We start from the raw sequence: 25,146 nt of genomic DNA on the forward strand, positions 1-25,146 counted from the left end.
TCAGGAGCCGCGGGTGCGGCGGGCCGCCGGGCGCGGGATGAACGGCCTGCGCGCCCGCCGGGCGGCCGGCCGTACCCGCCGGGCCAGGTCGGACCCGGTGGCCGCCCGCACGACCTCCGCGCCGAGCATGACCCCGGCGCCCAGGGCCAGGGCGGTCGACAGGGCCTGCAGCAGGCTGGACATCCCCGCGTCGGCGTGGCCGAGGTTGGCCTCCAGCATGCCGCGGTACAGGGCGGTTCCCGGCAGCAGCGTGCCGATCGCCGGAACCGTGACCACCAGCGACGGCACCCGGGCCGCCCTGGCGTACGCCGCGCCGAACAGGCCCACGGCCGCCGCGGCGACGGCCGTCGCCAGCACGACCGGGACGTCCCCGCCGCACAGCAGCACGAAGACCACCCACGCCAGCGTGCCGCCGATCACCGCGGCCGCCAGGTGCCGGGGCGGTACGAGCAGCGCGACCGCGAACGACAGCGTCACCCCGGCCGACCCCAGCAGCTGCGCCGGCTCCAGCAGCAGCGGCGCGGCCGGCACGTCCTCCACGCTCAGCGGCACGCCCAGGCGGACCGCGGTGTACAGGGTGACGCCGATCCCGGAGACGACCGCGGTGAGGATGAAGAAGACCTCGAACAGCCGGCCGGTCGCCGTGACGTACTCGCCGGCGATGCCGTCCTGCACGCAGGCCACCATCAGCCGTCCGGGCAGCAGCGCGACGACCGCGCCGACCACCACCGCCTCGGCCCGCACCTGCACGCCGAGCGCGATCAGCAGCACCGCGGCCAGCGAGCCCAGCATGGCCGCCACCGCGATCTGGAAGAACTCGGCCACGCCCCGGCCCGCCAGCCACGCGCTGGCCCGGTCGCCCAGCACGGTGGCGGCGAACGCGGCGAGCGCGACCCGCGCGCCACCGCCGACCAGGATGCTCGCCGAGGCGGCCACCGCCGCGACCGCCGTCACCAGGAACCAGTCCGGGTACACCCGCACCCGCCGGGTGATCCGCCGCAGCCGTGCCTCCGCCTCCTCCAGCGGCAGCTCTCCCGCGGCGGCCTCGGCGACCAGGGCGTGCACCGCGATCAGCCGGTCGTAGTCGGGCAGCCGGCGGCGGACCCGCCGCTCGACGGTGACCGGCACGCCGCCGTCCGCCGGGACGTGCGACAGCGTGATGGCCGACAGGTTGACGTCGGCCTCGCTGTGCGGCACGCCGTACGCGTCGGTGATCCGGCGCATGGCGCCGGAGACCGTCTCGTTGGACTCGCCGCTGCCGAGCAGCAGCTCGCCCACGCGCAGCGCCAAAGCCATGGTCAGGTACAGGTCACGCCGCGGAGGTGCCTGCTCCAGCGGTGTCGACGACACCGTTTCCCCCGATACTTCCGAAATAGAATCTGCGCAGAGGCTATCTGCTCACCGCCGCCGACAGTGCACGCACCCGCTCGGCGTGACGGTCGTGACCGATGACCACCGGCGGCTCGTTGTACGGCATCGCGTCGGAGGACCGGCGCAGCTTGACGTACTGGCCGCAGGCGTCGACCGCGTAGGGCTCCATGTCGTCCTGCAGCGCGCCGATCACCGTGATCCCGTACGTCTCACCGATCCGGCGGAACAGCGCCACGGCCTCCCTGCGGTGCTCCTTGCCGAGGTTGCGGCCCAGCTCGTCCAGGACGAGGCACAGGTGGCCGCCGCCGGAGGAGGCGATCGCCGCCGCGCAGACCAGCTTCACCGCCTTCTCGTCCATCAGCGCGGTGTTGGCCCGGCGGTTGTACGGCACGTAGCCCTGCCCCTCGCCGCGCCGCCACCTGGGCGTCACCCGCCACGCCCAGCGCTGCTCGGGGTCGGCGGGCGCGGGCGGCACAGGGAAGTCCAGCGTCGCGCCGTAGCCGCCGTAGGCCAGGTCGAGCCGCTCGAACTCCTCGGCGACCCGCGCCAGCCGCGCCTTGACGGCCGCGGTCAGCGCGGCCCGGTGCACGGCGGTGGACTGCGCCGCCTCCTCCGCCCCCTTGGCGGCGGCGGACAGGTCGCGGCGGCGGGTCTCCAGCTGGGTCTCGATCTGGCGGCGCTGGTGGCGCTCGTACTCCTCCTGACCGCGGAGGTAGGACGCCAGGGCCGCGCAGACGCCGGGGAACGTGGCCTGCTCGCGCGCGGTGCGCCCGGCCCCGGGCTCGGTCCGCTCCCTGATCAGGAACCGCAGTTCCTCGGGCATCTCCTCGTCATCGCCGGGGAAGGTGCCGCGCAGCGCCTCGTCGAGGTGACGCTCGGCCGCCCGCCACCACTCCTCGGCCGTCAGCGGGCGCTCGTCCTCGCCCAGCGCCTCCAGCCACTCGCCGGCCCCGGCGACCGTGCCGCCCCAGTCGGCGGCCATCGCGTCCAGCGCGAGCGCGTCGCGGTCGGACCGCACCTTCGCCGCCTGCTCGGCGGCCTGGTCGCGCTCGGTCTCGTGCCGCGCCCGGCGGCCCTCCAGCCGCTCGATCTCCATGCTCCTGGTGCGGGCCCGGAAGTCGAGCGCGGCGACCTCCCGCTCGGCCTCGGCCACCTGCGGCGCGGTCTCGGCCAGGGCCTCGACGAGCCCGGTGAGCACCTCGCGCCGCTCGGCGAGCCGCCGCTCGACGTCGGCCAGCCGTACCGCGGCGCGAGCCCCCTCCAGCCGCCGGGCGGCCTCCGCCATGCCGTCCTCGGCGGTCCGTACGGCCTCGGCGGCGGCCTCCTGGACGTCCCGCGCCCGGTGCAGCCGCTGCTCGGCGGCCTTGATCCGGGCCTCACGGCCGGTGGCGACCGCCTCGAACGACCCGACGACCGTGATGCCGGCCGCGCTGACCAGCACCGACCCGGGCAGCGTGGCCAGCGTCCGCGCCGCCTCGGGGAGGTCGGCGGCGTCCACGATCACCGCGTGCTCCTGCGGCCAGCCCCGGGCGGCCAGCAGAGCCCCGACAGCGTGGTCCGCCACGGCCTCCTCGTCGCGGGCCTGCTCGGCGACGTCGATCGCGTCGAGCAGACCGGTCGCCCGGAGCCCGGCCGCGGCGAGCGCGTCGAGCTGCGCCGCCGCCGGGCCGCCCTCGGCGTCGTCCAGCGCGGCCTTCGCCTCGTCCACCTCGCGGTCGGCCACGCCCAGCGCCTTCAGCGCCTCGTTGAGGACGACCCTGGCCCGCTCCAGCTCGGTCTCCGCCGCCGCCACGTCGCGGCCGTCGGCCAGCCGCCGCCGCTCCTCCAGCCCGGGGACGCGGGCGCGCAGCTCGTCGGCGGCGTTCTCCGCCACCGCCCGGTCGGCGTCCAGCTTGGCCGCGCGGGCCTGCAACGCGGCCAGCTCCCTGCGGGCCCCGGCCAGGGAGCGCTCCAGCGAGTCGTCCCGGAGCGTGGCGATCTCCGCCTTCACCGTCTCGATCGCCTCGGCCGCGCGGCCGCCCGCCTCGCGCAGCCGCTCCAGCTCGGCGGCGAGCGCCTCGTCCCGGCGGGCCGCGTCGGCGAGCCTGCGCGCCAGCCGCCCCCGCCAGGAACGCATCGCCCCGGCCAGCCGGACCCGCGCCCGGTCACGCCGGTCGAAGGTCGAAAGCAGCGCCCGGGACTCCTCCTCGAAATCCGTCAGCAGCTCCGCGGCCCGCGTCGCCCGCACCCGCCTGGCGTGCTCGTCGCGCCGAGCCTCCCGCTCCTGGTCCAGCTCGGCGTCCAGGCCGGTCAGCGCGGCGATCGCCTCGAACACCCGCTCCGGGGAGATCTCGTTCAGCGGCTGCGACAGCAGGTTCGTGGCGACCTTGCTGCGCACCGAGGTGGACAGGAACGACACGCACCTGACGCGGTCGCCGTACAGGAACCGCGTCAGGTCGCGCGCCACCACGTCGCGGCGGCCCGCCGAGCGCGGCAGCGACGCCCACACCTCGTCGGCCAGCGCCACCCGCTCCGCCTCCGAGGGCGCCGCAGCGAGCCTGATGCCCGGGGTCACCCGGATCTCCAGGTGCGGGGCCTCCTGGTTGACCCGCAGCCACACCGTGACCGCGTCGTCCACCGAGCCGGGCGGGGCGAAGACGCCCACGATGTAGCCGTGGTCGGCGCTGGCCCACGTCCCGGCGCCGCCGCCCGCCGCCAGCTCGGCGTTGAACAGCAGCTCCGCCACCGCCTTGGCGCCGGAGGCGAAACGCCACTGCTCGTCACCGAGCAACGCGGTGATCATCGCGATGAACGACGACTTGCCCGCGCCGTTGGAGTCCTTCGGGCCCGCCCCGGCCACCACGATCAGCGTGCCGGGCACGATCGGCACCGGGTGGGTCGACAACCGCGAGATGTTGACCGCCTGCACGGCGACCAGCACGCGGTCGCCGACCACGTCGTGGTCGGGCGCGGCGGGCCTGACCTCCACCGGCACCAGTCCGATCTGGCTGCCACGCGCCCGCGCCGCCGCCGTCTCAGTCGCACTGGACGGTTTCACGGCCGTGCTTCCCGTGGTACTTCCCACGGTGTCCTCGACGGGGCGGTCGGCCGCGCGGCGGCCCCTCGCGCCCCGTCCCGCCCGCTCCGGCTGTCCGGTCACCCCTGGTATTCCCTTCCTCGACGGTTCGCCCGAATGGCGGCGGCCAGCGGGGTGTGCGGCCCCGCGGCCAGGATGAGCTCCTCCTGCAGGCGGCGCCTGGCCGCCGGGGTCAGCCGGTGGAACTGCGGGCCGGGGACATAGCCGCCCGCCTCCTCACCGGCCTTCACCTGCGTCACCAGGCCCGCGTGGCGCAGCGTCCGCAGCGCCGCGTCCAGCGCGCCGACCGGCAGCCGGGTGTGCCGCCGCAGCTCCTCCACCGGCGCGGGGAACGGCGACAGCCAGCTGTCGGCGGGCAGCACGCCCTCGGCCCGGGGGATCGCCACCGAGTGGACCAGCACCAGCGTCAGCACCGCCCGCTCGGCCTCGCCGACCGCCCCGCTCACCGCGGCGCCCACCTCGTCGGCGTATCCCGAGATCCACGTCTCGCGGCCCTGGACGAGCACCCGGCCGCGCCGCCGCAGCATCTCGGCGACCGTACGGCGCGGCGCCGGGTCGCGCAGCGCCGGGAAGCGGGCCTCGTGGACCGGCTCGGCGGCGTGCTCGACCGCCATGAACGCCGCGACGATCTCGGCCCTGCGCCGCTCGTCGAACGCCTCCAGCAGGTCGGCGTCGAGGTCCGCGGCGGCGGTGACCTCCGAGGCCGCCGCGACCTGCCCGCCCGCCGCGCCCGCAGAGACCTCTTCAGGCTTCCGGGGCTCCCCGGCGTCCCCGTCCGGGCCGTCCGTCGCCTCCCGGGCCTCCTCGCCGTCCCCGGCGAGGACCGGGAGCACGGCGGGCCGGACGGCGCCCTCCGTGCCGGAGGGCAGGCGGCGCAGCAGCTCCCGGAGCTGCGCGTGGGACTCGGCGGGCCAGGACGCGCAGCGCGGGCCGAGCCGTACCACGCCGGCCTCCACCGTCAGCCAGGCCGAGTCGTGCAGGCGGCGCAGCGCGCCGACGGCCCAGTTGCGCATCAGGTCGTCGCCGCGCCCGATGAGGGCGCGGTAGGCGGAAAGCACCTCGTCCACCGGCGCGGGCGAGCCCGGCCACGGGTCGGCGGCGAGGTCGGTCCAGCAGCACCTCAGCGCCGCCGCCAGCACCCGCCGGGTCTCCCCGGAGCGTTCCACCGTCGTCGGCGCGACCTGGTACTCCTCCAGCAGTGACGGCGTCGCGCCGTCGGGCCAGGCGGGCAGCGCCGTACCCGTGCCGTCGCCGAGACCGGCCCGGAGCATGCCGGCCGGGGCGGGCTCGCCGGGGCCCAGCGGCAGCGGCCCGGCGGACCGGGCACGCGCGTGCGTCAACTCGGGCGTCATCGTCCGTCCTCCCCGGGCTTTCCGAACCCTCCGGACGGCCGCGCACCGCTTCGGGCGTCCCGTCCGTGCTTCCCGGACGGCCGCGCCCCGGCTCGGGCGCCGTCTCCGTCCTCAGCCTTCTCCGTCCCCACGTCCGTCCTCTCCAGGCGGCCGTGTGACAGCCACGCGGGTTCCGCGCCGGGGGCCGCGGTCAGGCCGTCGGACCAGCGCAGCCGGTAGGGCGACTCCGGGCGCAGGTCCGCCGAGACGAGATCGGCCAGCAGGCGGCGCGCCGGGACCCACTCGCCGCCCGCGGCGAGCACCTCCTCCAACGGCGCGGACGGCCGCCCGGCGAGGACCGACTCGGCGACGGCGGCCAGGCGGCCGAGGACGGCGTCACCGGTTCCGGCGTCGTGGGAGCCCGCGGGCCCGGGGTCGGGCACGACCGAACGCGGGGGAGTGGGCTGCGCCGGAGCCGGGCGAGGGCTCTCGTCCACCGCCCGGACGATCGCCGCCGGGTCGTGCCAGGGCGCCGGGGCGTCGAAGGCGAAGCCGTCCAGCACGGCCGCGAGCCGCTCCCTGTCGGCGGTCTGCGCGAACGTCCGCCAGGTCTCGGCGGGCAGTAGCGTGAGGTTCCGCGTCGTGCCGGCCGAGTCGGCCAGGCGGCCCGCGGCGCGGCGGGAGGCGTCGCTGTAGGCGTAGATCGCGGCGCGCAGCTCGGTGCAGGTGCGGTCGAGCTCGGGCCAGCGGGTCAGGATGGTCGCGTGCAGGCTCTGCGCCCGGCGGGCGATCTCCTCGGTGCCCCACAGCTTGGGGGCCTGCTCGCGCAGCTCCTCGATGGTGCCGCCGACCAGTGTGATCAGCTCCAGTGCCCACAGCCGGAAGGCCCGCGACAGGTTCCGCGCGCTGAGACGCGCCTCCTCCATGGTCGTGCGGGGGTCGGCGACGTTGAGGTCCTCCAGCGCCAGCAGCCGGTGCATCTCCGACTGGCCGCCGTCGGCCATCATCCGCCGGACGAACATCAGTCCCACCACGCTGGTGAACGACGCCCGGTAGCGGAGCTGGTTGGGCTTGGGGAACACCTCACGGATCGCGCCGAGGCCCTTGAGCACCCGCAGGCGGTTCTCGAACATCTCCACCGGATAGGCGCGGCAGACGTGGCGCATCTGCTCGTGGGTGAGCCACTCCTCACCGGCCTCGGCGAACGCCGCGAACAGCGTCTCGGCGATGTCGACCAGCACCGGGTCGTCCACCACCGCGCCGCTGTCGCGGGCGAGCGCGGCGAACATCCGCCGGTAGGTCGACAGCACGGACTCCTCGGTGAGGGCCGCGTCGAGAGTGATCTCCTGGTCGGTCTCTGGCACGCCCAATACCGTAGGGCCTCGCCCCGACATCCCCGTCCCGGACGGCCTGCCGCCTGTTCACCGGCCGCCCGTTCACCGCTCGCCCGTTCACCGCTCGCCCGTTCACCGCTCGCCCGTTCACCGGGCGTCCGTTCATCGGGCGTCCGTTCACCGGCCGCCGGACGGCGGCGGCTGGACGGGGACGCGGGGCGGCACCCCGTTGCGGAGCGACCAGCCGCCGTCGCTGACGATCGTCTGGCCGGTGATCCAGGAGGCCTCCTCACCGGCCAGCCACCGCACCAGCCCGGCGGTCTCCTCGGCCGTGCCCCACCGGCCCCGCGGATGCCGGCCGGACAGCCACTCCCGGTCCTCGGGCGAGGCGTATCCCGTGTCGACGGGCCCGGGGTTCACGCAGTTGACGGTGATGTCGCGGACGCTCAGCGAGGCGGCGAGGCTCGCCGTCAACTGCTGCACGGCGCCCTTGGTGGCGATGTAGGGCAGCTCGGTGGGCATCGGCTCCAGGTGCTGGCCGGAGGTGAAGGTGACGATCCGCCCGCCGTCCAGGCCGGGCTGGGCGGCGAACTCCTGCACCAGCAGCAGGGTCGCCCGGACGTTGACCGCCCAGCACAGGTCGAGCTCATCGGCGGTCAGCTCGCCGAGCCCGGCCTCGGAGCTGCGGGCGTGGTTGACGACCAGGACGTCCACCCGGCCGAACCGCTCGCGGGCGGCGGCGACGATCCGGGCGGGCGCCGCGGGGTCGGCCAGGTCGGCCGCCAGGTGCGCCACCGCTCCGGCGCCCTCGGGCAGCTCCTCCCGCAGCGCCGCGACGACCCCCTCCGCGCCCAGCGGGTCGGCGCCCCAGGGCTGTTCGGCGTCGTGCGGGGACCACGAGCAGGCCAGGACGTTCATCGGCGCGGAGGCCAGCTCACGGGCGACGGCGTAGCCGATGCCGACGCGCCGGCTCACCCCCGTGACGATCGCGGTCCTCATCGGGGCAGGGGTCATCGTGTTCTCGTCTCTCGCTGCGGACGGCATGGCGGCCCATCATCACGCCGAAATCGCAGAAACGTCCATCCGTCAACGACGGGACGCCGGCCGGGCCGGCGGTCCGCGTCACCGGGGGAGCAGCGCGTCGCGCATCATGCCGGCCAGCCAGCCGCAGAAGGCGTCCGGCGTCCAGCCGCACCCGGTGACCATGGCGTGGTGGTGGGCCGGGTCGTTGAGGAACCACAGGACGTCGACGGCCCGCCCGGAGTCGAGCTCCGGGCGCAGCGGGCCGAGGCTCGCCGCCCGCTCAACCACCATGCGCGCCCCCGCCCGCCGGTTGGCCTGGAGGGAACGCCACAGTTCGGTCACCTCGGGTGCGGCGTCCGCCGCCCGGCGCACGGTCTCGAAGATCGGCGCCGCGCGGCCTCCGATCAGGACGCAGACCCGCGCGTACGCGTCGAGGACGGCGGCCGGGGTGGCGGCGTCCCAGACCGGGCGGAACCACGGGCGCTCGGCCACGGGGACGGGGGCGTCGTCCCCGGCGAGGGCCTGGTCGAGCACCTCCTTCAGCAGCGCGGGCTTGGAGCCGAAGGCCGAGAAGACGGTGGGCCGGGCGACGCCGGCGGCGGCGGCGACGTCGGCCAGCGAGGTGGCGACGTAGCCGTGCGCGACGAACAGCTCGCCGGCGGCGGTGACGATCGCCCGGCGGGTGCGCCGGGCGCCGTCGGCCCGGACGGAGGAGCGGTACGGCCTCCTCCCCGGCTCATCCTTGACCATGACGGGAATACTAGCGTTATATTCACTATACCGTTGTCTGTTGAAAAGTAGGCGGCCATGACCCCAACCTCCGCAGCCCGCCCCTACGTCCGCACCTCCGGGGACGGCCCGTCGATCCGGTTCCTCGGCGGCCTCGCCACCGTCAAGGCCGGGGGCGCCGAGACCCGCGGCCGCCTCACGGTCGTCGAGTTCGTCAACCCACCCGGTTTCGCGCCCCCTCTCCACCGGCACCTCCGGGAAGACGAGATGTTCTACGTGCTGTCGGGCACCGCGACCTTCCACTGCGAGGGCGAGATCCTGCCCGCCGGGCCCGGCGACTTCGTCCTCCTCCCCGTGGGGCTGCCCCACAGCTTCGTCGTCGATCCCGGGGAACCGCTGCGGACCCTGCAGATCACCACGCCCTCGGGCTTCGAGGACTTCGCCGCGGAGGTGGGCGAGCCCGCGGACGGGCGGCCGTCAGACCCTCCCGTGATCGACCCCGTCGCCCTCGGCCACGCCGCCGCCCGTCACGCGATCGAGATCCTCGGCCCGCCCCCGGGGCACGACGGGCCTCCGCGCTCCTGACAGGGCCACCCGTGGATCACGACGGCCCCCCGAGGCGAGGTTCGGCGCGTACGGGCTGTTCGAGGGGAAGTTCGGCGCGTACGGTGAAGCCGCCCTCGGCGCGCGGCTCCGCCCGCAGCCGGCCGCCGAGCGCCGCGACGCGCTCGCGCATGCCGAGCAGGCCCGTCCCGGGCACGGGCGGCGCGGCCGGGTCGGCCCCGCCGTCGTCGTCGACCTGCACGACCAGCTCGTCGTCGGCGTAGTCGACGCGCACCGCCGCGGCCGCCCCGCCGGCGTGCCGGGAGACGTTGGTGAGCGCCTCCTGGACGATCCGGTACGCGGCCCGGTCCGTCTCGGCCGGCAGCTCCCGCCGGGTCCCGGAGACCGTCACCGTGACCGGCAGCCCGGCCGAGCGGGCCCGCTCCACCAGATCGCCGAGCCGGTCGAGCCCGCTGGGCGCGACCCCGGCACCGGAGGCGTCGGAACCGCCGGGACGGCCCGGATCGCCGGGGCGGCCGGGGTCGCGCAGCACCTCCAGGGCGGCGCGCAGCTCACGCATGGCGTCACCGCCTGCCTCCTGGATGGCCAGCAGCGCGGGCGGCACGTCCTCGCCGCGCTTGCGCGCCAGGTGTACGGCCACCCCGGCCTGGACCTTGATGATCGAGATGCTGTGGGTGAGCGAGTCGTGCAACTCCCTGGCGATGCGCAGCCGCTCCTCGCCCGCACGGCGCCGGGCCACCTCCTCACGGGTGCGTTCGGCCTCGGCGGCCCGCCGCTCGGCCTCCGCCAGGTACGCCTGCCGGTGCCGGGTCACCGTCGCCGCCACGCCCGCCGCCACGAACCAGCCGACCAGCAGCGAGGTGTCCTCGAGGATCCGCACAAGCCCGCCGGCGCCGGGGAGCCGCACCGCCAGGTCCACACCGAGGAAGACCACGCCCGCCAGCGCCGGGGCCGTCCGATGGCCGGTCCGGACCGCGGCGAACACCGAGATCAGCACGGGGAAGGCGGCCAGCGGGCCCGGCTGGAGGCGCGCTGTGAGCACGAGCATGCAGGCCGTACCGGCGAACAGCGACACCAGGGGCGCCCGCCGCCAGGCGAGGAGCGCGAGCGAGCCGGCGAGGGCCGCCGCGAGATCCACCGCGCCCGCGCCCGGCGTGCCGAACACGACGGCCGACAGCAGGGCGGCCATCACCGCGGCGAGCACGCCGTCCTGGGCGAGCGGCCGCCACCGCTCCATAGGTCTCATCCGTGCAGATTACGATCTGCCGGGCCGGAGGTCGTCCCCGGTACGTCGCAGCGAATCCCTACTCCCCAGGATGTAGCCGGGCCGGTCCCGTCTCTCCCGGTGCCAGGTGAATGAGCCTTCCCGGGCACGACGACCACCGGCCGGTCCCGGCAGCACGATGTCCGGCATGCACACGATCCGAGCAGAGAGCGGGCTCCGCCACGTGAGCCCGGAGAGCCGCCGGCCGTCACCGTTCCCGCCCGGACCACGCACGGGCGGTTCCGCGGTCACGGGGAGCACGCGGAGGGCCAAGCAGTGCTGAGAGACGCGGGAACCGCGGGAGGACGGACCGTCCGGCCGGGGATCACCCTCGCCGCGGTGGCCGTCGTGCAGTTCATGGTGTCGCTGGACCTGTCGGTGGTGAACGTCGGGCTTCCACGGATCGCCGCCGGCCTGGGGTTCAGCGCGGTGGGCCTGACCTGGGTGATCCACGCCTACGCGCTCACCTTCGGCGGGCTGCTCCTCCTGGGCGGCAAGGCCGCCGACCGGTACGGCCGCAGGCGCGTCCTGCTGTCCGGACTGGGACTGTTCGGCCTCGCCTCGCTCGCCGGCGGCTTCGCCCAGGAACCGGGTCACCTGATCGCCGCCCGCGCCGCGCAGGGCGTCGGGGCCGCCGCGCTGGCCCCGGCGGCCCTGGCGCTGCTCACCGCGACGTTCCCGTCGGGCAGGGACCGCGTCCGGGCCTTCGGGGTGTGGAGCGCGACGAACGCCGCCGGCGGCGCCCTCGGCGTCCTGATCGGCGGCGTGCTCACCGAGTACGCCGGATGGCGCTGGGTGATGTTCGTGAACCTGCCGATGGCCGCGGGCGCGCTGGCCCTGGCCTGGCGCGGCGTCGCCGCCGGCCCGCCCCCGGCCCGCGGCGGCCGCCCGGACGTCCCCGGCGCCGTCCTCGCCACCGCGGGCATGACCCTGCTGGTGTTCGGCGTCGTCCGCACCGACCGGTACCCGTGGACGTCGCCCGTCACCCTGATGACCCTGGCGGTCGCCGTCGCGCTGCTGGCCGCGTTCGTCCACGTCGAGCGGACCACCGCCCGCGAACCGCTGCTCCGGCCCGGTCTGTTCGCCAACCGCTCGGTCTCCCGCGCGAACGCCTACAACCTCCTGGTCGGGGCCGCCATGACCTCGTCCTTCTACTTCATGTCCCTCTACCTGCAACGCGTCCTCGGGACCGGACCGGCCCTGGCCGGGATCGAGTTCCTGCCGTTCGCCCTCGGCGTGGTCGCCGGCTCCGTGCTCGCCGTCAAACTCGGCTACCGCCTCGCGCCGCGGACCCTCATGGTCGCCGGAGGGCTGCTGACCGCGACCGGCTTCGCCTGGTTCGGCCTGATCAGCCCGGACGGCGCCTTCGTCACCGACGTCCTGGGGCCCTCGATCGTCGCGAGCGTCGGCTTCGGGCTCTGCCTCGCGCCGCTCGTCTCCACCGCCACCGCCGGCGTCGCGCCCCACGAGACCGGCACCGCCTCGGGCCTGCTCAACAGCTCACGCCAGATCGGCGCCTCGCTCGGGCTGGCCGTCCTCGGCACCGTCGCGCACGACCGCACCGGCCGGATCGCGACGCCCGAGACCCTCACCGCCGGGTACGCGCTCGGCATGACGATCGGCGCCGTGCTTTTGGCCGCCGCCGCCCTCGTCGCCCTCACCCTCCCGCGCCGGACCGGCCCGCCGTCACCGGCCGGGCAGGCCGGCGGCCGAAGGAAGGAAACCCCCGTATGACGACCGTCGCCCCGATCGACCTCTTCGCGTCCGTCGCCCGCCTGTAACCTCCGGAGCCACCTGCGCCTCGCGGAATCCGCGCAGGCAGGGGAGCGATGAAGGCCGGGAACCTCCCGCGGATACCACCGGGGGAGTACGGCGGCGGCGCGACCCCGAGCGGATGAAAGGCGGCCGGCAGGGCTCTACCGTGTCCGGTATGAGGATCATGCCCCAGTGGTGCCCGGCCGGAGGCCTGTCGTGATCCGGGTGCTCCTGGTCGACGACCAGCCGCTCATCCGCGCGGGGTTCCGCGCCCTGCTGGAGGCCGAGGACGACCTCCAGGTGGTCGGCGAGGCGGGGGACGGCGTCCGCGGCCTCGCCCTGGCCCGCGAGCACCGGCCCGACGTCGCGCTCGTCGACGTGCAGATGCCGGTGATGAACGGCATCGAGACGACCCGGCGGATCGCCGCCGACCCCGCCCTGGCCGGGGTGCACGTCGTGATCCTCACCAACTACGGCCTCGACGAGTACGTCTTCGACGCGCTGCGCGCGGGCGCCACCGGGTTCCTGGTCAAGGACACCGAGCCGGCCGACCTGCTGCACGGCGTCCGCGTCGCGGCGCGGGGCGACGCGCTGCTCGCCCCGGCCGTCACCCGCCGCCTGATCGGCGAGTTCGTCGCCCGCCGCCCGCTGACCTCCGCCACCGGGCTGGACGTCCTGACCAACCGGGAACGCGAAGTGATGGCGCTGGTGGCGCACGGCCTGTCCAACGACGAGATCGCGGCGCACATGGTGATCAGCCCGGCCACCGCCAAGACCCACGTCAGCCGGGCGATGACCAAGCTGGCGGCCCGCGACCGCGCCCAGCTCGTCGTCCTCGCCTACCAGTGCGGCCTGGTCACGCCGGGACGGCCCGGCGCGCTCCCCGGTCAGGGCGCCTGACCGGGGCCGTCCACGACCGGCGGCGCGTACGGCGCCGGCCCGGGAACCCCCGCGAACGGCTCCGATGCGATGCCCGTCCCGAGCCCCGGGCCGGGCTCCGGGGCGAGCCGGAGGCCGGTGTGCTCGGCGAGGAAGGCCAGCAGGTCGCCCGCCAGCCCCACCGACCGGCTCGCCGAGCGCGCCGCGTGCCCGACGCCCTCCTCGTGGCGCAGCAGCACCGGCCGTGTCCCCGAGGTCGCCCACTGCAGCGCCGCGCACAGCTTGCGCGCGTGCATGGGGTCCACGCGGGAGTCACCGCCGAAGGCGGCCAGCAGCGTCGCCGGGTAGTCCACGCCCTCGCGCACCCGGTGGTAGGGGGAGTAGCCCAGCAGCCAGCCGAGCTGTTCCGGGTCGTCGGCGGAGCCGTACTCCGACCGCCAGGACGGGCCCAGACCGGACCGCTCGTAGCGGGCCATGTCCGTCAGCGGGGCCGAGCAGACCGCGGCGGCGAACAGGCCGGGCCGCTGCGTCAGCGCCGCCGCGGCCACCAGCCCGCCGTTGGACTCGCCGCACAGGCCCAGCCGGTCCGGGGCGGTCCAGCCCTCGGCGACGAGGTGCTCGGCCACCGCGACCAGGTCGTCGACGGCGTTCTGCTTGCGGTCGAGCGCCCCGTCGCGGTGCCAGGCCGCGCCCTCCTCACCGCCGCCGCGCAACTGGGCCAGGACGAACACGCCCCCGGCCTCGACCCACGGCAGGATGTACGCCGAGTACGAAGGCGTCATCGGCCGGCCGAACCCGCCGTAGCCGTACAGCACCGCGGGGCGCGGGCCGTCGCCGGGCCGGGCGAGCACCACCATCCGCACCGGCGTGCCGTCCCGCGAGGCGCAGACGAGCCGGCGGGAGACGATCCCGGGCACCTCGACGGCGCCGGGCGCGGCGGCCCACGGCGTGGTCCGCCCGGTGCGGGTGTCGTAGCGGTGCACGCTCGTCGGCCTGACGCCGTCGGTGTAGGTGAACCACACCTCGGGGCCGCCCTCGGGGCGGGTGAACATCCGCCCGGCCGCGCCGAGGCCGGGCAGCGGCACCTCGCCCAGCCTCCCGCCGGTGGCCGGATCGTGCACGGCGATCTCGCTGATCGCGTGCCGGGTGCGGCCGACGAGCAGCACCGGCGCGCCGGGCTCCCCGGCGAACGCGAAGTCCCCGGTCACCGCCTCCGGGTCGGGGCCGACCAGCTCCCGCCAGCCCGCCACGCCGGGCCGCGCCGGGTCGGCGACGCACAACCGGCCCCGCGGGGCGTCCAGCGTGGTCAGCAGGTAAAGACGCCCGTCCGGGCCCACCGCGGGCACCGTCACCGCGGCCGCCTCCTCCTGGACCACCCGCAGGCAGGGGCGCTCCGGCGGCCCGGCCGACAGATCGGCCAGCCACAGGTCGTTTCCGCCGCCGGAGGCCGCCGAGACCGTCAGCCAGCGGCCGTCGGCGCTCATCCCCAGACCGTAGGACCGCTCGTCGCCGCAGACCACCGCGTCGTCGTCGGCGGGGGTGCCCAGCAGGTGCAGGCACACCCGCCGCGAGCGCACGTAGAAGAACGCCTTCCCGCCGGGCAGCCAGACCACCGGCGAGTAGCGGCAGCGGTCGATCGGACCGTCCACCGGCCGTCCGGTGGCGACGTCGAGGACCCGCAGCTCCGAACGCTCGTCGCCGTTCCTGGAGAGCTGGTAGGCCAGCAGCCGCCCGTCCAGGTCGGGCTGCCAGGAGTCGAGGACGGTCAGCCCGGACGGATCGAGCTCCGCCGGGTCGAGCAGCGCCCGCTCGGCCCCGTCGGGACCGGCGGTGTACAGCACGGCGTGCTCCTGGCCCGCCTCGCGGCGCAGGAAGAACCGGCGCCCGCCCCGCCACAGCGGCGGTCCCGCCATCCCCGCGGACATGAGCCGCGCCACCCGCCCGTGCCACGCCGCGCGCCCGGCGAGCGCGTCCGCGTGGCCGCGCCACAGCCTCTCCTGCGCGGCCAGCCACTCCCGCGTCCGGGGATCGCCGGCGTCCTCCAGCCACCGGTAGGGGTCGGCCACCGCGCGCCCGTGCGGGTGGTCGACGATCGGCTGCCGCTCGGCGGGGGGATAGATCACGGCACCATCTCCTGTGGTTTCGCGGGGTCCCAGTGGCCGACCAGGTCGGCGTAGAGGGGAGAGGCGGCGAGCAGCTCCTCGTGCCCGCCGAGCCGCACGCTGGTGCCGTCCATGACGAGGATCCGCCGCGCCCGCGTCGCCGACGTCAGCCGGTGCGCGATGACGACGAGGGTGCCGCCGCGGCGGGCGAACGCCTCCTCCGCGCGGGCCTCCGCCGCCGGATCCAGGTGGCACGTCGCCTCGTCGAGGATCACCAGGCGGGCCGGGGACAGGTGGGCGCGGGTCAGGGCGACGAGCTGCCGCTCGGCCGGGGACAGCGCGCCGGAGGACACCTCGGCGTCGTAGCCGCCCAGCCGTTCCGCCAGCGCGGTCAGGCCCACCGCGCGGGCGGCGGCGTCCAGCTCCTCACGCGACGCCGGCGAAAGATAGGTGAGGTTGTCCCGCAGCGTGCCCCGGAAGACATAGGCCTCCTGGGGGATCAGCACCCGGCAGGCCGGGTCGAGCCGGTCGGCCGGGACGCCGCCGACCTCCACGCGGCCCGCGCCGGGCCGGAGCACCCCCGCCAGCAGCGCGCCCAGCGTCGACTTGCCGATGCCGCTGGGCCCCACCACGGCGAGGTGGTCGCCCTCGGGGATCGACAGGTCCAGCCCGGAGATGACCGGCTCGGCGTGCGGGCCGTACGCGAAGGTGACCCCGCGCAGCTCGGCGCGGACGTTCCGTACGGCGACCCGCCCGGCGGGACCGTACGGCGCCGCCGCGGGACCGGGGGAGGGGGACGGCGGGCCGGCGGGGAGGGCGGGACGCTCGAAGGCGACGGCCGCGGGAGCGGGGAGGGCGAGGGAGACGGGGCCGGGTGGGGCGTCCGGCCGCAGGATGCGGTCCAGCGACACCCGCAGCCGGACGCCGCTGATCCCCAGCCCCTGCACGAGGTTGCCCAGCGCCGGGGCCAGCGACTGCGTCACGTACGCCAGCGCGCCGAGGATCACCCCGGCCCCGGCGCCCCGCGACAGCAGCCAGGGGGCGCCGGCCAGGATCAGCAGGACCGGCAGCCGGCCCCCCACCGCCAGCGACAGCGTGCGCAGGGCGGTCACCCGGGCCAGCGACCGTCCCGCGGCGGCCTGCTCGGCCACCCGCGCGCCGACGGAGGCGGCGACCCTGTCCTCCGCCGCGCAGGCGGTGATGTCGCGCAGGGCGCCCACCGCGCCGGCCAGCGACCCGGCGGTGCGCTCGTCGGCCAGCAGGAATTCCCGCTGCCGCCGGGCCATGGCCGGAAGCGACAGCAGGAACAGCCCGACGCCGGCCGTGAACGGCGGCAGCACCAGGACCAGCACCTCGGGGACCAGCGCGCTCAGCCCCAGCACCACGCTCACCACGGTGAAGGCGAACGACCTGACCACCGTGATGACCGAGGCGAAGGCGTCACGGGCCAGCTCCACCTGGAGGTTGGACCGGGCCACGGCCGCGGTGCCCGGCCCGTGCCCGGCGGCGGACGCGCGGTCCAGCGCGCCCTCCACGACGTGGCCGAGCAGGTCCTCCCGGAACGGCTCCACGATCGCGGCGACGGCCAGCACGACCTGCCGCGCGCCCGCCGCGCCCACCAGCCAGGCGGCGGCGAGGACCGCCAGCCAGGCGAAACCGGTGCCGGGCCGGCCCGCGGCGAAGCCGTCGTCGATCGCCCGCGCCACGGCCAGGCCCACGACGAGGGCGGGCGCGGTCTCCGCCACCGACCACACGGCGAGCCTGACGAGCAGGCGCGGGTCGCGGCGAAGCGCCCGGCGGACCGGGCGGTTCACGGCGTCCCCCGCACGGGTGCGGAGCCGGGAGGCGTGTCGTCCACCTGGAAGACGGCGCGATAGGCCGGGTCCTCCCACAGCGTCGGGTGCGTGTCGTAGCCGCGCACCCGCCCGCCGTCCAGCCAGATCACCCGGTCCGCCGCCGCCGCGGTCGCGGCGCGGTGCGTCACGACCAGCCGGGTACGGCCGCCGAGCCGCCCGGCCAGCGCCGCGGCGACCTGCCGCTCGGTGACGGTGTCGAGGCTGGAGGTGGCGTCGTCCAGGACGAGCAGCCGCCTCCCGTGCGCGAACGCCCGCGCCAGCCCCAGGCGCTGCCGTTCCCCGCCCGACATCGGGGCGTCGTCCAGAGGCGTGCCGTATCCCAGGGGGAGCCGCCGGACGAACGCGTCGGCGCACGCCTCCCGCGCGGCCCGGCGCACCGCTCCCGGGTCCGGCTCGTCCAGGCCCAGCCCGACGGCGTCCTCGACGGTGTCGCCGACCAGCGCCGGGCGTTCGAAGGCGTAGCCGGCCGCCCGGCGCAGCGCCCCGGCCGACAGCCGGGGCAGCGGCACCCCGTCCAGCAGGACCGTCCCGGCGGCGGGGTCGGCCAGCCGCCCGGCGAGCGCGGCCAGGACCGACTTGCCGCTGCCGGAGCGCCCGACCACCGCCACCGAGCAGCCGCCCGGGACGATCAGGTCGATCTCGCCGAGCCCCTCGGCGCGCACGCCGCGCAGTTCCAGCGTTCCGGGACCGGCGGGCAACGGGCTCTCCCCGTGGGCCCGCGGCGTCCCGGCGGTCAGCTCCGTGATGCGGCCCGCCGCGGCGCGCGCCCGCGCCAGCCGGGCGACCTGGCCGAGCGCCGAGCCGATGCCGGCGCCGAGCACGACGTAGCGGGCGGCGGAGTACAGCTCGCCGGCGGTCAGCCCGCCGTCGGCCAGCCGCAGCCCGCCCACCGCCAGCACCGCCACCTCCAGCAGCGGCACCACGGCACCCGCCCGCACACCGGCGCTCGCGTTGGCCCGCCACATGTCCATGGCGTGCCCGCGCAGCCGGGGCAGCGCGGCCAGCACCCGGGCCTTCTCCACCGCCTCGGTGCCCGCGGCGGCGATCGTCCGGGCCCCGGCCAGCGCGTCGACCAGGCGGGCGGCGATGTCGCCCTGCGCCTCCTGGTAGCCGCCGGCGATCGAGGTGCCGGCCCGCAGGAACGCCCGCAGCACGAACGTGATCAGGACGAGGCCGCCGACCAGGGTCAGGGCCAGCCGGACGTCGATCAGGGCGAGCGCGACGATGCCGCCCGCCGAGGGGATCACCAGCGCCGCCGCGGTGACGAGCGCCTCCGGGGCCCGCCCGGCCTCCTCCGCGTTCACCCCCATCCGGGTGACGAGATCACCCTCGGAGAGGCGGCGGGTCAGCGCGGGCCCGGCTCCGAGGACGTGCCGCAGCATCCGCAGGCGCAGCCACGCCGTGGCCTGGGCGCCGCTCACCCCGGCGCCCCAGACGCCCAGGGCGTCGCAGGCGACCGCCCCGGCCACGAGTGCCGCGCAGACGCCCGCCCAGGTCCAGGCCCCGCCCGCCGGGCCGGCCGCGACCAGGGCGTCCACCGCCCGGCCCAGCGCGTAGGGGAGCGCCAGCTCGGCCAGCGCCCCGGCGACGGAGGAGACGGCGAGGACGCCCAGCCAGGGGCCGCCGCGCCGTACGGTCTGGGCGAGCAGCCGGTCCGCCGTCCGCACCGGTCCCTCCTTCGCTCGAAAGTCCTGGGGCCCGTCCGGCGGGGCTCGGAGAAACCCCGTGGAACGGGCCGTGCCCGGGACGGCCGCCGTCATCGGCCGACCCGGGCACGGGGTGTCACTAGTGGCAGAGCAGCAGGCTCAGGTTGCTCGGCGTGTAGGACTCGCAGCCCAGGACGGTGAGCGAGCTGCCGCCGCCACCGCCGTGGCCGCCGCCGGGGGTCTCGAGAGCCTGGAGGTCGAGAAGAACCATTTTCTTACCTCTTCCTTGTGATTCCTGGTGATCCGGGGACGACTAGTGGCAGAGCAGGGCGCTCAGGTTGCTGGGGGTCTGGGACGCGCAACCCAGGACGGTCAGCGTGCTGCCGCCGCCACCGCCGCCACCGGTCGGAGCCTCGAGAGCCTGAAGGTCGAGAAGAACCATGGTGTTACTCCGTTTCTGGCGATCGGGAAGAGGATCAGTGGCAGAGCGCCACGCTGAGGTTGCTCGGCGTGTGGGACTCGCAACCGAGAACGGTCAGCGAGCTGCCGCCACCGCCACCGCCACCCCCGGTGGGGGCTTCCAGGTTCTGGAGGTCGAGAAGTACCATGCTGTTGTCACACCTCCTTCGAAGGCTCGCGGGGGGAAAGCCGCTCGGCGGATTCGTGCGCGGGCAGTGCCATGGACAGGGCACCCGCGCCGCCGGGCGGCTCGACAAAGGGGAGGAGCACCCGCCGGTCGCCCAGCGCGGAGCTCATCGCGAACAGGACTCCGGCCGTGCCGGTCGCGAAGTCCATCGAAAGCCTGAGCAGCTGGTCACCGGGGAAGGCCAGGCCGTCGCCGTACGACAGCGCGTGCCAGCCCAGTCCCCTGATCTGCTCGGCGAGGTCTGTGGCGGTCCCGGAGCCGGCGGAACCCATGGGGCCCGCGGAGCTCGCGCCGCTGCGGGCGGGGTCGCCCGGCGAGAGTTCCGTGGACTCCTCCGGCTCCGGGACCGCGGCCAGGGCCGCGATCATGCCGGCCCGGCCGGTGAACAGCCCCGGCTGGACGTAGTAGCGGCTCCGGGCGGCGCGCATGCAGTCGCGCAGCGCGGTCCGGAAGCCGTCGTCGTCGCGGTGGGCCAGGTAGCGGGCGAGGGCCAGGCCGATGCCGACCGACCCCTCGTCCAGGTAGGGCAGCGTGCGCCACCCCTGCGTGACCTGCAGCGAGCCGTCCTGGACGGTGACGCAGCGCCGCAGGTCCTGCCGGAGCGCCACGGCCGCCAGGTCGAGCAGCCCGGCGTCGCCGGTCCGCTCGTAGGCGTGCAGGAAGAGGAGGGCGGGCCCGGACGAGCCGTACATCAGCCCGGCCCGCGGGTTGCCGCCGCCGCTGGTCTCCGGCACGTCCTCAACCCCGCCGAGCCGGTCGGCGCAGACGCCGACGGCACGCAGCGCCAGGTCGGCGAGCGCCTGCTCGCCGGTCGTGCCGGCCAGGTGCAGGAGGTTCAGCCCGACGCCGGCCAGACCCCCGAACAGGCCGGGCTCCAGCACCTCCCACTTCTCCCGCATGGCCACCTCGACCGCGTCGAGCGCGTCCTGGCGGTGCCCGAGCCGGTCGAGGACGTAGGCGACGCCGTGCAGCCCGTCGTAGAATCCGACGCCGGTCCCGGAGACGGGGGACGCCGCGCGGCGGCGCAGCCACTCCACGTGCTCGGGACGGACCTCGGCCCCGGCGGCGTCCAGCGCGTAGAGCACGCCGGCCGCGCCGTAGGCGAGGTTCAGGCCGCCGCCCGGCCTGAACTGGGCCACGTCACCGGGGAAGAGACGGTCGTCGCGCCCGGGGGTGGCGCTCGCCAGGATCGCCCGGCACATGGCGTCCCGCAGCGCGGGCCAGTCGCCCGGGGCGAGCCGGGGGAGGGGCCGCGGCGTCACCGGGTCGTCGCCGACGATGGTGCGGACCGCCTCCCGGACCACCTCCGGCGGCACCGGGAAGGTCTCGACGACCAGCTCGGCGAGCTGGAACACCTTGGCCCGGTCGAGTGACTGGGTGACGGTGAGCTGCGGCGCGAACAGTCCGAAGCACAGGCAGGCCAGCGCGTACTCGTCGATCTCGACGCCCTGGCGGCCGCGCGGCGCGTTGAACGCGGGGTGGCCCAGGGCGGCGCGGCCGCGCTCCTCGGCGAGGGTCGCCACCTCATAATCGATCATCACCAGGCGGCCCTCGGCGGTGATGAGGATGTTGTTGGGGTGCAGGTCGCCGAAGACCACGCCGCGCTCGTGCAGCGCGTCGACGGCCCGCCGGACCGCCGGAAGCGTCTCCATGACCCACGCGGTGTACTCGGCGAGGGTCCCGGCGTCGCAGCCGGCCCGGGTGAGGGGATAGCGCTGCACCAGCTGCCGCTGCAGGGGGTTGCCGTCGACGAACTCCTGCACCAGGAAGTGGTGCTCGCCCAGGACGAAGTAGTCGATCAGCTCGGGCACGCAGTCCAGCCCGGCCAGACGCTCCAGCATGTCGCGCTCGTGTCCCAGGCGCGCCACGGCGTCGCGGCCTGCGGCGTCGAGGCCGGCGTGCGGGCGGGCCTCCTTCAGCACCACGCGCCTGCCCCCGCGGAGCTCCCGCCCGAGATAGACCCCTCCGCCGTTGGAGAAGTGCAGGACGCTCTCGATCTCGTACGGCAGGCCGCCCGTGGTGACCGCGTTGCGGGCCGCGAGGTGCGACTCCAGGAACTCCGGCAGCGTCACCCAGGACGGCACGGAGAAGGACGGCCCGCGCACGTCGGGCACCAGCCGCCCGTCGGCGTCCTCGATCGCGTACACCGTCTCGCCCTTGTCGTCCAGGCAGTACCGGGTGGCGAAGCCGCCGTAGCGCACGAAGAGCGGGCCCTCGCCGTAACGCAGGTCACTGAGGATGTAGGGGCCGGAGACGCCGCGGAGCAGCTCGTGCAGCTCCTTCAGCGTGAGTTCCAGCTGCGCCTCGTCCACGGGGTAGATCGTCACCAGCTTGCCGCTGGACCCGCGGGGGGCCGCCTTGGAGTTCAGCATCGTCACGACCGGCCGGCTGCGCAGGAACTTGAACGCGATCCCACGGGGCACGCAGTAGTCCCAGACCAGCTCCATCGCCCGCTCGGCGTCGTCCAGGCACGCCGACACGTGGATCTTCCAGCCCTGCTTCGGCGTCCTCGCGTCGCCGGGCGCGTAGTGCATCCACGTGTCCGTCGGCTGGTGCGCCCAACCCTCCGGCACCTCCCGGCCGGCGAGCGGGAAATCGGGGTGCTCGCTCCGGTCACTGTCGAGAGTGTCGTAGAAGATCGGGTCCGCTAGGCAATAAAGCTCATAGTGGTCATTCACGGCAATCTCCCTGCTGTCTTCCAGGGGAGAGAATTCCGGATAACCCGAGAAATAACCAGTTACAAGCTACACGTCTCACCCGTGTAAATCTCACGAGTCAAGTCATGACATTTGGTCTGACCTGGGCTTATGTGAGGGATGCGAAAGTTGTTCAGAAAAACTTTCCGCGCTTCCCGGTCGGAGACCGAAGAGGTTGTCGTTCTTGACCGAAATTACCACGTTCAATGTGAGTATGAGGGTATATATCGGGTAACAGAGTTGGTTTGCCTATCCGGCCCGTCACTGAGCGTGACGGACCGCCGGAACGGCCGGACGGATGATCGCGGGCGGGAACCCGGGCCGGGCGGATGATCGCGGACGAGACCCTAGGCCGGCCACGGCAGCGGGTTCAGCAGCCACGCCCCGCCCGCCAGACAGGCGAACGCCACCAGCAGGAACAGCAGCACCCAGAACCCGCCGGGCAGGAAGGTCAGCCGGGCGAGCTGGTCGGCGTCGGAGTCGGGGGCGTGGCCCCGGCGCCGCTTGCGCCGCAGCTCCAGGATCGGCCGGACGCCGCCGAACAGCAGGAACGACACGGCCAGACAGGAGAGGACCGCGTCCACTTCCGGCGGGGAGTACCACGTGACCGCGAAGATCGCCCCACCGGTCGCCAGCAGGCTCACCGCGCCGAACAGGTTGCGGATCAGCAGCAGCATGCCGGCGAGCAGCCCGATCACCACCGCGATCAGGATCGCCACGTGCCCGTTGGCGGTCAGCCAGGCACCGCCCACGCCCAGCAGGGAGGGGGTGACGTAGCCCGCGGCGGCGGTCAGGATCATCCCGGGCCCGCGCGGTTTGCCCCGGGTCAGCGTGACCCCGGAGGTGTCGGAGTGCAGCCGGATGCCCTGGAGCTTGCGCCGGGTGAGCAGCGCCGCCAGCGCGTGGCCGCCCTCGTGCGCGATGGTGATCAGCCCCCTGGTCAGGTGCCACGACCTGGACCACACCACCGTCGCCAGCGCGACCGCCGCCGAAAGCAGCACGACCCACGGGGGCGGCCCCGCCTGGGTCGCGGTCAAGGATTCCAACACCTCGTTCAAAGTTCACTTCCCCTCAACGTCGCCGGAGCAAAGGGTCCCATGACGCTTGGTCTACCGGCGATAAGGTCGAAAGGAGACGAGGCCGGATCCGGGCGCCGGCCGCTCCGGCCTGCGGCGCGGACCGCGTCCGCGAGGTTTCCCGGCGACCGCCCGGGTAGACGGCGCGGGCACGCACAGGATCGGGGCGCCCGGCGGGGCGGACGAGGAGGAGCAGGTGGCTGACCGGCGGATACTGGGCATGCGGAGCCGGATGCGCGGCCGCCCCGATGTCGACCGCGACTCCCCCGAGCGGTCGATGGACCCCCGTTCCGCCGAGGCCGAGCCGATCTCCACCCGGTCGCACGTCATCGACAACGCGATCTACGTCGACGGGCGGCGGGCCGCCACGCCGGGATCGCTGCCCGAGGCGTTCGAGTGCCTGAAGAACACCCCCGGCAGCATGGCCTGGATCGGCTTCTACCGTCCCGAGGACGGGGTGATCTACAACGTCGCCGAGGAGTTCGACCTGCACGAGCTGGCCGTCGAGGACGCCATCGTCGCCCACCAGCGTCCCAAGGCCGACCGCTACGGGGAGACCCTCTTCGTGGTGCTGCGCCCGGCCCGCTACGTCGACGAGGTCGAGGAGGTCGACTTCGGCGAGCTGCACCTGTTCGTCGGCCGCAACTTCGTGATCACCGTACGGCACAGCGAGGCGCCGGACCTGTCCCAGGTCCGCCGGCGCATGGAGGCGGACCCCGAGCTGCTCCGCCAGGGCCCCCAGGCGGTGCTCTACGCCGTCGTGGACGCGGTCGTGGACGGCTACGCGCCGGTGGTGGCCGGCCTGCAGAACGACATCGACGAGATCGAGGTGCAGGTCTTCGGCAACGAGCCCGGCGTCTCCCGCCGCATCTACGAGCTGTCCCGGGAGGTCATCGAGTTCCAGCGGGCCACCCGGCCGCTGCTCGGCATGATCGAGGGGTTCATCGCGGGTGCCGACAAGTACGGGATGGACCAGGAGTTGCAGCGCTACCTGCGCGACGTCGCCGACCACGCCATCACCGTGTCGGAACGGGTCAGCGGCTTCCGGCAGATGCTCCACGACATCCTCGTGGTCAACTCCACCATGGTCGCCCAGGCCCAGAACGAGCACATGACCAGGCTCACCGAGGCCAGCAACGCGCAGAACGAGGAGGTCAAGAAGATCTCCGCCTGGGCCGCGATCCTGTTCGCCCCCACCCTCGTCGGCACCATCTACGGCATGAACTTCGACCACATGCCGGAGCTGCACTGGGTCTTCGGCTATCCGTTCGCGGTGCTGCTGATGGCGGCCGTCTGCGTCACGCTGTACCTCGTCTTCAAACGCCGCGACTGGCTGTAGGGCCGCTCGGCGGGGCCCGGGCCGTGACCCCGGGCCCCCGCCGCGGGACATCAGTTCAGCTTCGCCAGGATCAACTCCAGCTTGCCGTCCATGGAGTCCATCCGGCTCTCCATGGCGCCCACCCGGTCGGCCAGGCCGTCGACCTTCTTCTCCAGGCCGTCGAACCTCTTCTCCAGGCCGTCGACCTTCGTTTCGAGGCCGTCGAACCTCTTCTCCAGGCCGTCGACCTTCGTCGAGAGCGCGGAGAGGTCCTCCTTGGTGGCCATCCTGTTGAGGATCTCCTCGAACATCGGGACGGTGTACGTCATGACCTCCTCCCGGATGATCTTGGGGAGATCGTTCAGCGTCTCCTTGATGTCGGCCAGATCCGAGCTCGTCCTGAACGCCCAGGACTCAAGGTCCGAGACGCGCCTGCGGGTGCTCTTCAATGCCACGTCGGGCATGGTACCTCCTGGTTTT

The 25,146-nt window shown here is 75.0% G+C and carries 20 protein-coding genes; 4 read left to right on the forward strand and 16 right to left on the reverse strand.

Annotation, left to right across the window (positions count from 1 at the left end; genetic code table 11):
• The 6 genes from ACFYSC_RS13700 to ACFYSC_RS13725 all read right to left on the reverse strand — a co-directional run bounded on the left by ACFYSC_RS13700 (position 1) and on the right by ACFYSC_RS13725 (position 8,885).
• Positions 1-1,350: a threonine/serine exporter ThrE family protein gene (locus tag ACFYSC_RS13700; protein WP_389960837.1), complete on the reverse strand. Its 1,350-nt coding sequence runs from the start codon at positions 1,348-1,350 to the stop codon at positions 1-3.
• A gap of 40 nt (positions 1,351-1,390) precedes the next feature.
• The gene (locus ACFYSC_RS13705; protein WP_389960839.1) at positions 1,391-4,408 is read right to left on the reverse strand and encodes a chromosome partitioning protein ParA; all 3,018 of its coding nucleotides are present in this window, start codon (positions 4,406-4,408) and stop codon (positions 1,391-1,393) included.
• Positions 4,409-4,506: 98 nt separating this feature from the next.
• A complete protein-coding gene (locus tag ACFYSC_RS13710; protein ID WP_389960841.1) occupies positions 4,507-5,799 on the reverse strand; it encodes a hypothetical protein in 1,293 nt (430 codons plus the stop codon).
• The gene (locus ACFYSC_RS13715) at positions 5,796-7,142 is read right to left on the reverse strand and encodes a hypothetical protein (RefSeq protein WP_389960843.1); all 1,347 of its coding nucleotides are present in this window, start codon (positions 7,140-7,142) and stop codon (positions 5,796-5,798) included. Before ACFYSC_RS13715 ends, ACFYSC_RS13710 begins: the two co-directional genes overlap by 4 nt.
• A gap of 147 nt (positions 7,143-7,289) precedes the next feature.
• Entirely contained in the window at positions 7,290-8,126 is an 837-nt protein-coding gene (locus ACFYSC_RS13720; RefSeq protein WP_389960845.1) for an SDR family oxidoreductase, read from the reverse strand.
• Positions 8,127-8,234: 108 nt separating this feature from the next.
• Positions 8,235-8,885, reverse strand: a complete 651-nt coding sequence (locus ACFYSC_RS13725; protein WP_389960847.1) for a TetR/AcrR family transcriptional regulator — start codon at positions 8,883-8,885, stop codon at positions 8,235-8,237.
• A 57-nt stretch (positions 8,886-8,942) separates the two neighbouring features.
• On the opposite strand from ACFYSC_RS13725, the gene ACFYSC_RS13730 reads away from it, so the two are divergent.
• Positions 8,943-9,449 (forward strand): cupin domain-containing protein, encoded by a 507-nt coding sequence (locus ACFYSC_RS13730; RefSeq protein ID WP_389960849.1) that lies wholly within the window; start codon positions 8,943-8,945, stop codon positions 9,447-9,449.
• A gap of 16 nt (positions 9,450-9,465) precedes the next feature.
• Here ACFYSC_RS13730 and ACFYSC_RS13735 read toward each other — a convergent pair whose 3' ends face one another.
• Positions 9,466-10,674, reverse strand: a complete 1,209-nt coding sequence (locus ACFYSC_RS13735) for a sensor histidine kinase (protein WP_389960851.1) — start codon at positions 10,672-10,674, stop codon at positions 9,466-9,468.
• Positions 10,675-10,968: 294 nt separating this feature from the next.
• Between ACFYSC_RS13735 and ACFYSC_RS13740 the strand changes: the two genes are divergently transcribed.
• A complete protein-coding gene (locus ACFYSC_RS13740) occupies positions 10,969-12,426 on the forward strand; it encodes an MFS transporter (RefSeq protein WP_389960853.1) in 1,458 nt (485 codons plus the stop codon).
• A gap of 237 nt (positions 12,427-12,663) precedes the next feature.
• Positions 12,664-13,347 (forward strand): response regulator, encoded by a 684-nt coding sequence (locus tag ACFYSC_RS13745; protein ID WP_389960855.1) that lies wholly within the window; start codon positions 12,664-12,666, stop codon positions 13,345-13,347.
• Here the strand turns inward: ACFYSC_RS13745 and ACFYSC_RS13750 are convergent.
• The 8 genes from ACFYSC_RS13750 to ACFYSC_RS13785 all read right to left on the reverse strand — a co-directional run bounded on the left by ACFYSC_RS13750 (position 13,335) and on the right by ACFYSC_RS13785 (position 23,309).
• On the reverse strand, positions 13,335-15,449 hold the full coding sequence (locus ACFYSC_RS13750) for a prolyl oligopeptidase family protein (RefSeq protein ID WP_389960857.1): 2,115 nt from the start codon (positions 15,447-15,449) through the stop codon (positions 13,335-13,337). The genes ACFYSC_RS13745 and ACFYSC_RS13750 overlap by 13 nt on opposite strands.
• On the reverse strand, positions 15,446-17,242 hold the full coding sequence (locus ACFYSC_RS13755; RefSeq protein WP_389960859.1) for an ATP-binding cassette domain-containing protein: 1,797 nt from the start codon (positions 17,240-17,242) through the stop codon (positions 15,446-15,448). The genes ACFYSC_RS13750 and ACFYSC_RS13755 overlap by 4 nt, the downstream gene beginning before the upstream one ends.
• Positions 17,239-18,951, reverse strand: a complete 1,713-nt coding sequence (locus ACFYSC_RS13760; RefSeq protein WP_389960861.1) for an ABC transporter ATP-binding protein — start codon at positions 18,949-18,951, stop codon at positions 17,239-17,241. Before ACFYSC_RS13760 ends, ACFYSC_RS13755 begins: the two co-directional genes overlap by 4 nt.
• A 118-nt stretch (positions 18,952-19,069) precedes the next feature.
• Entirely contained in the window at positions 19,070-19,201 is a 132-nt protein-coding gene (locus tag ACFYSC_RS13765) for a SapB/AmfS family lanthipeptide (protein WP_362929415.1), read from the reverse strand.
• A gap of 42 nt (positions 19,202-19,243) precedes the next feature.
• Positions 19,244-19,372, reverse strand: a complete 129-nt coding sequence (locus tag ACFYSC_RS13770) for a SapB/AmfS family lanthipeptide (protein WP_389960863.1) — start codon at positions 19,370-19,372, stop codon at positions 19,244-19,246.
• A gap of 34 nt (positions 19,373-19,406) precedes the next feature.
• Positions 19,407-19,538 (reverse strand): SapB/AmfS family lanthipeptide, encoded by a 132-nt coding sequence (locus tag ACFYSC_RS13775; protein WP_362929411.1) that lies wholly within the window; start codon positions 19,536-19,538, stop codon positions 19,407-19,409.
• Between the two features lie 7 nt (positions 19,539-19,545).
• Positions 19,546-22,254, reverse strand: coding sequence for a class III lanthionine synthetase LanKC (gene lanKC / locus ACFYSC_RS13780; protein ID WP_389960866.1), 2,709 nt, complete (start codon positions 22,252-22,254; stop codon positions 19,546-19,548).
• A 365-nt stretch (positions 22,255-22,619) separates the two neighbouring features.
• Positions 22,620-23,309 (reverse strand): M50 family metallopeptidase, encoded by a 690-nt coding sequence (locus ACFYSC_RS13785; RefSeq protein WP_389960868.1) that lies wholly within the window; start codon positions 23,307-23,309, stop codon positions 22,620-22,622.
• 235 nt (positions 23,310-23,544) lie between these two features.
• On the opposite strand from ACFYSC_RS13785, the gene ACFYSC_RS13790 reads away from it, so the two are divergent.
• A complete protein-coding gene (locus ACFYSC_RS13790; protein WP_389960870.1) occupies positions 23,545-24,687 on the forward strand; it encodes a magnesium and cobalt transport protein CorA in 1,143 nt (380 codons plus the stop codon).
• 50 nt (positions 24,688-24,737) lie between these two features.
• On the opposite strand, the gene ACFYSC_RS13795 is transcribed toward ACFYSC_RS13790, so the two are convergent.
• Positions 24,738-25,121, reverse strand: coding sequence for a DUF2730 family protein (locus ACFYSC_RS13795; RefSeq protein ID WP_389960872.1), 384 nt, complete (start codon positions 25,119-25,121; stop codon positions 24,738-24,740).
• Between the last annotated feature and the right edge of the window lie 25 nt (positions 25,122-25,146).

Source organism: Streptosporangium sp. NPDC004379 (assembly GCF_042873875.1).
GTDB lineage: Bacteria > Actinomycetota > Actinomycetes > Streptosporangiales > Streptosporangiaceae > Streptosporangium.

Coding starts and splice junctions, on each gene's coding strand:
- ACFYSC_RS13710 (WP_389960841.1), bottom strand. CDS start 5,799: ATGACGCCCGAGTTGACGCACGCGCGTGCCCGGTCCGCCGGGCCGCTG.
- ACFYSC_RS13720 (WP_389960845.1), bottom strand. CDS start 8,126: ATGACCCCTGCCCCGATGAGGACCGCGATCGTCACGGGGGTGAGCCGG.
- ACFYSC_RS13725 (WP_389960847.1), bottom strand. CDS start 8,885: ATGGTCAAGGATGAGCCGGGGAGGAGGCCGTACCGCTCCTCCGTCCGG.
- ACFYSC_RS13730 (WP_389960849.1), top strand. CDS start 8,943: ATGACCCCAACCTCCGCAGCCCGCCCCTACGTCCGCACCTCCGGGGAC.
- ACFYSC_RS13735 (WP_389960851.1), bottom strand. CDS start 10,674: ATGAGACCTATGGAGCGGTGGCGGCCGCTCGCCCAGGACGGCGTGCTC.
- ACFYSC_RS13765 (WP_362929415.1), bottom strand. CDS start 19,201: ATGGTTCTTCTCGACCTCCAGGCTCTCGAGACCCCCGGCGGCGGCCAC.
- ACFYSC_RS13770 (WP_389960863.1), bottom strand. CDS start 19,372: ATGGTTCTTCTCGACCTTCAGGCTCTCGAGGCTCCGACCGGTGGCGGC.
- ACFYSC_RS13775 (WP_362929411.1), bottom strand. CDS start 19,538: ATGGTACTTCTCGACCTCCAGAACCTGGAAGCCCCCACCGGGGGTGGC.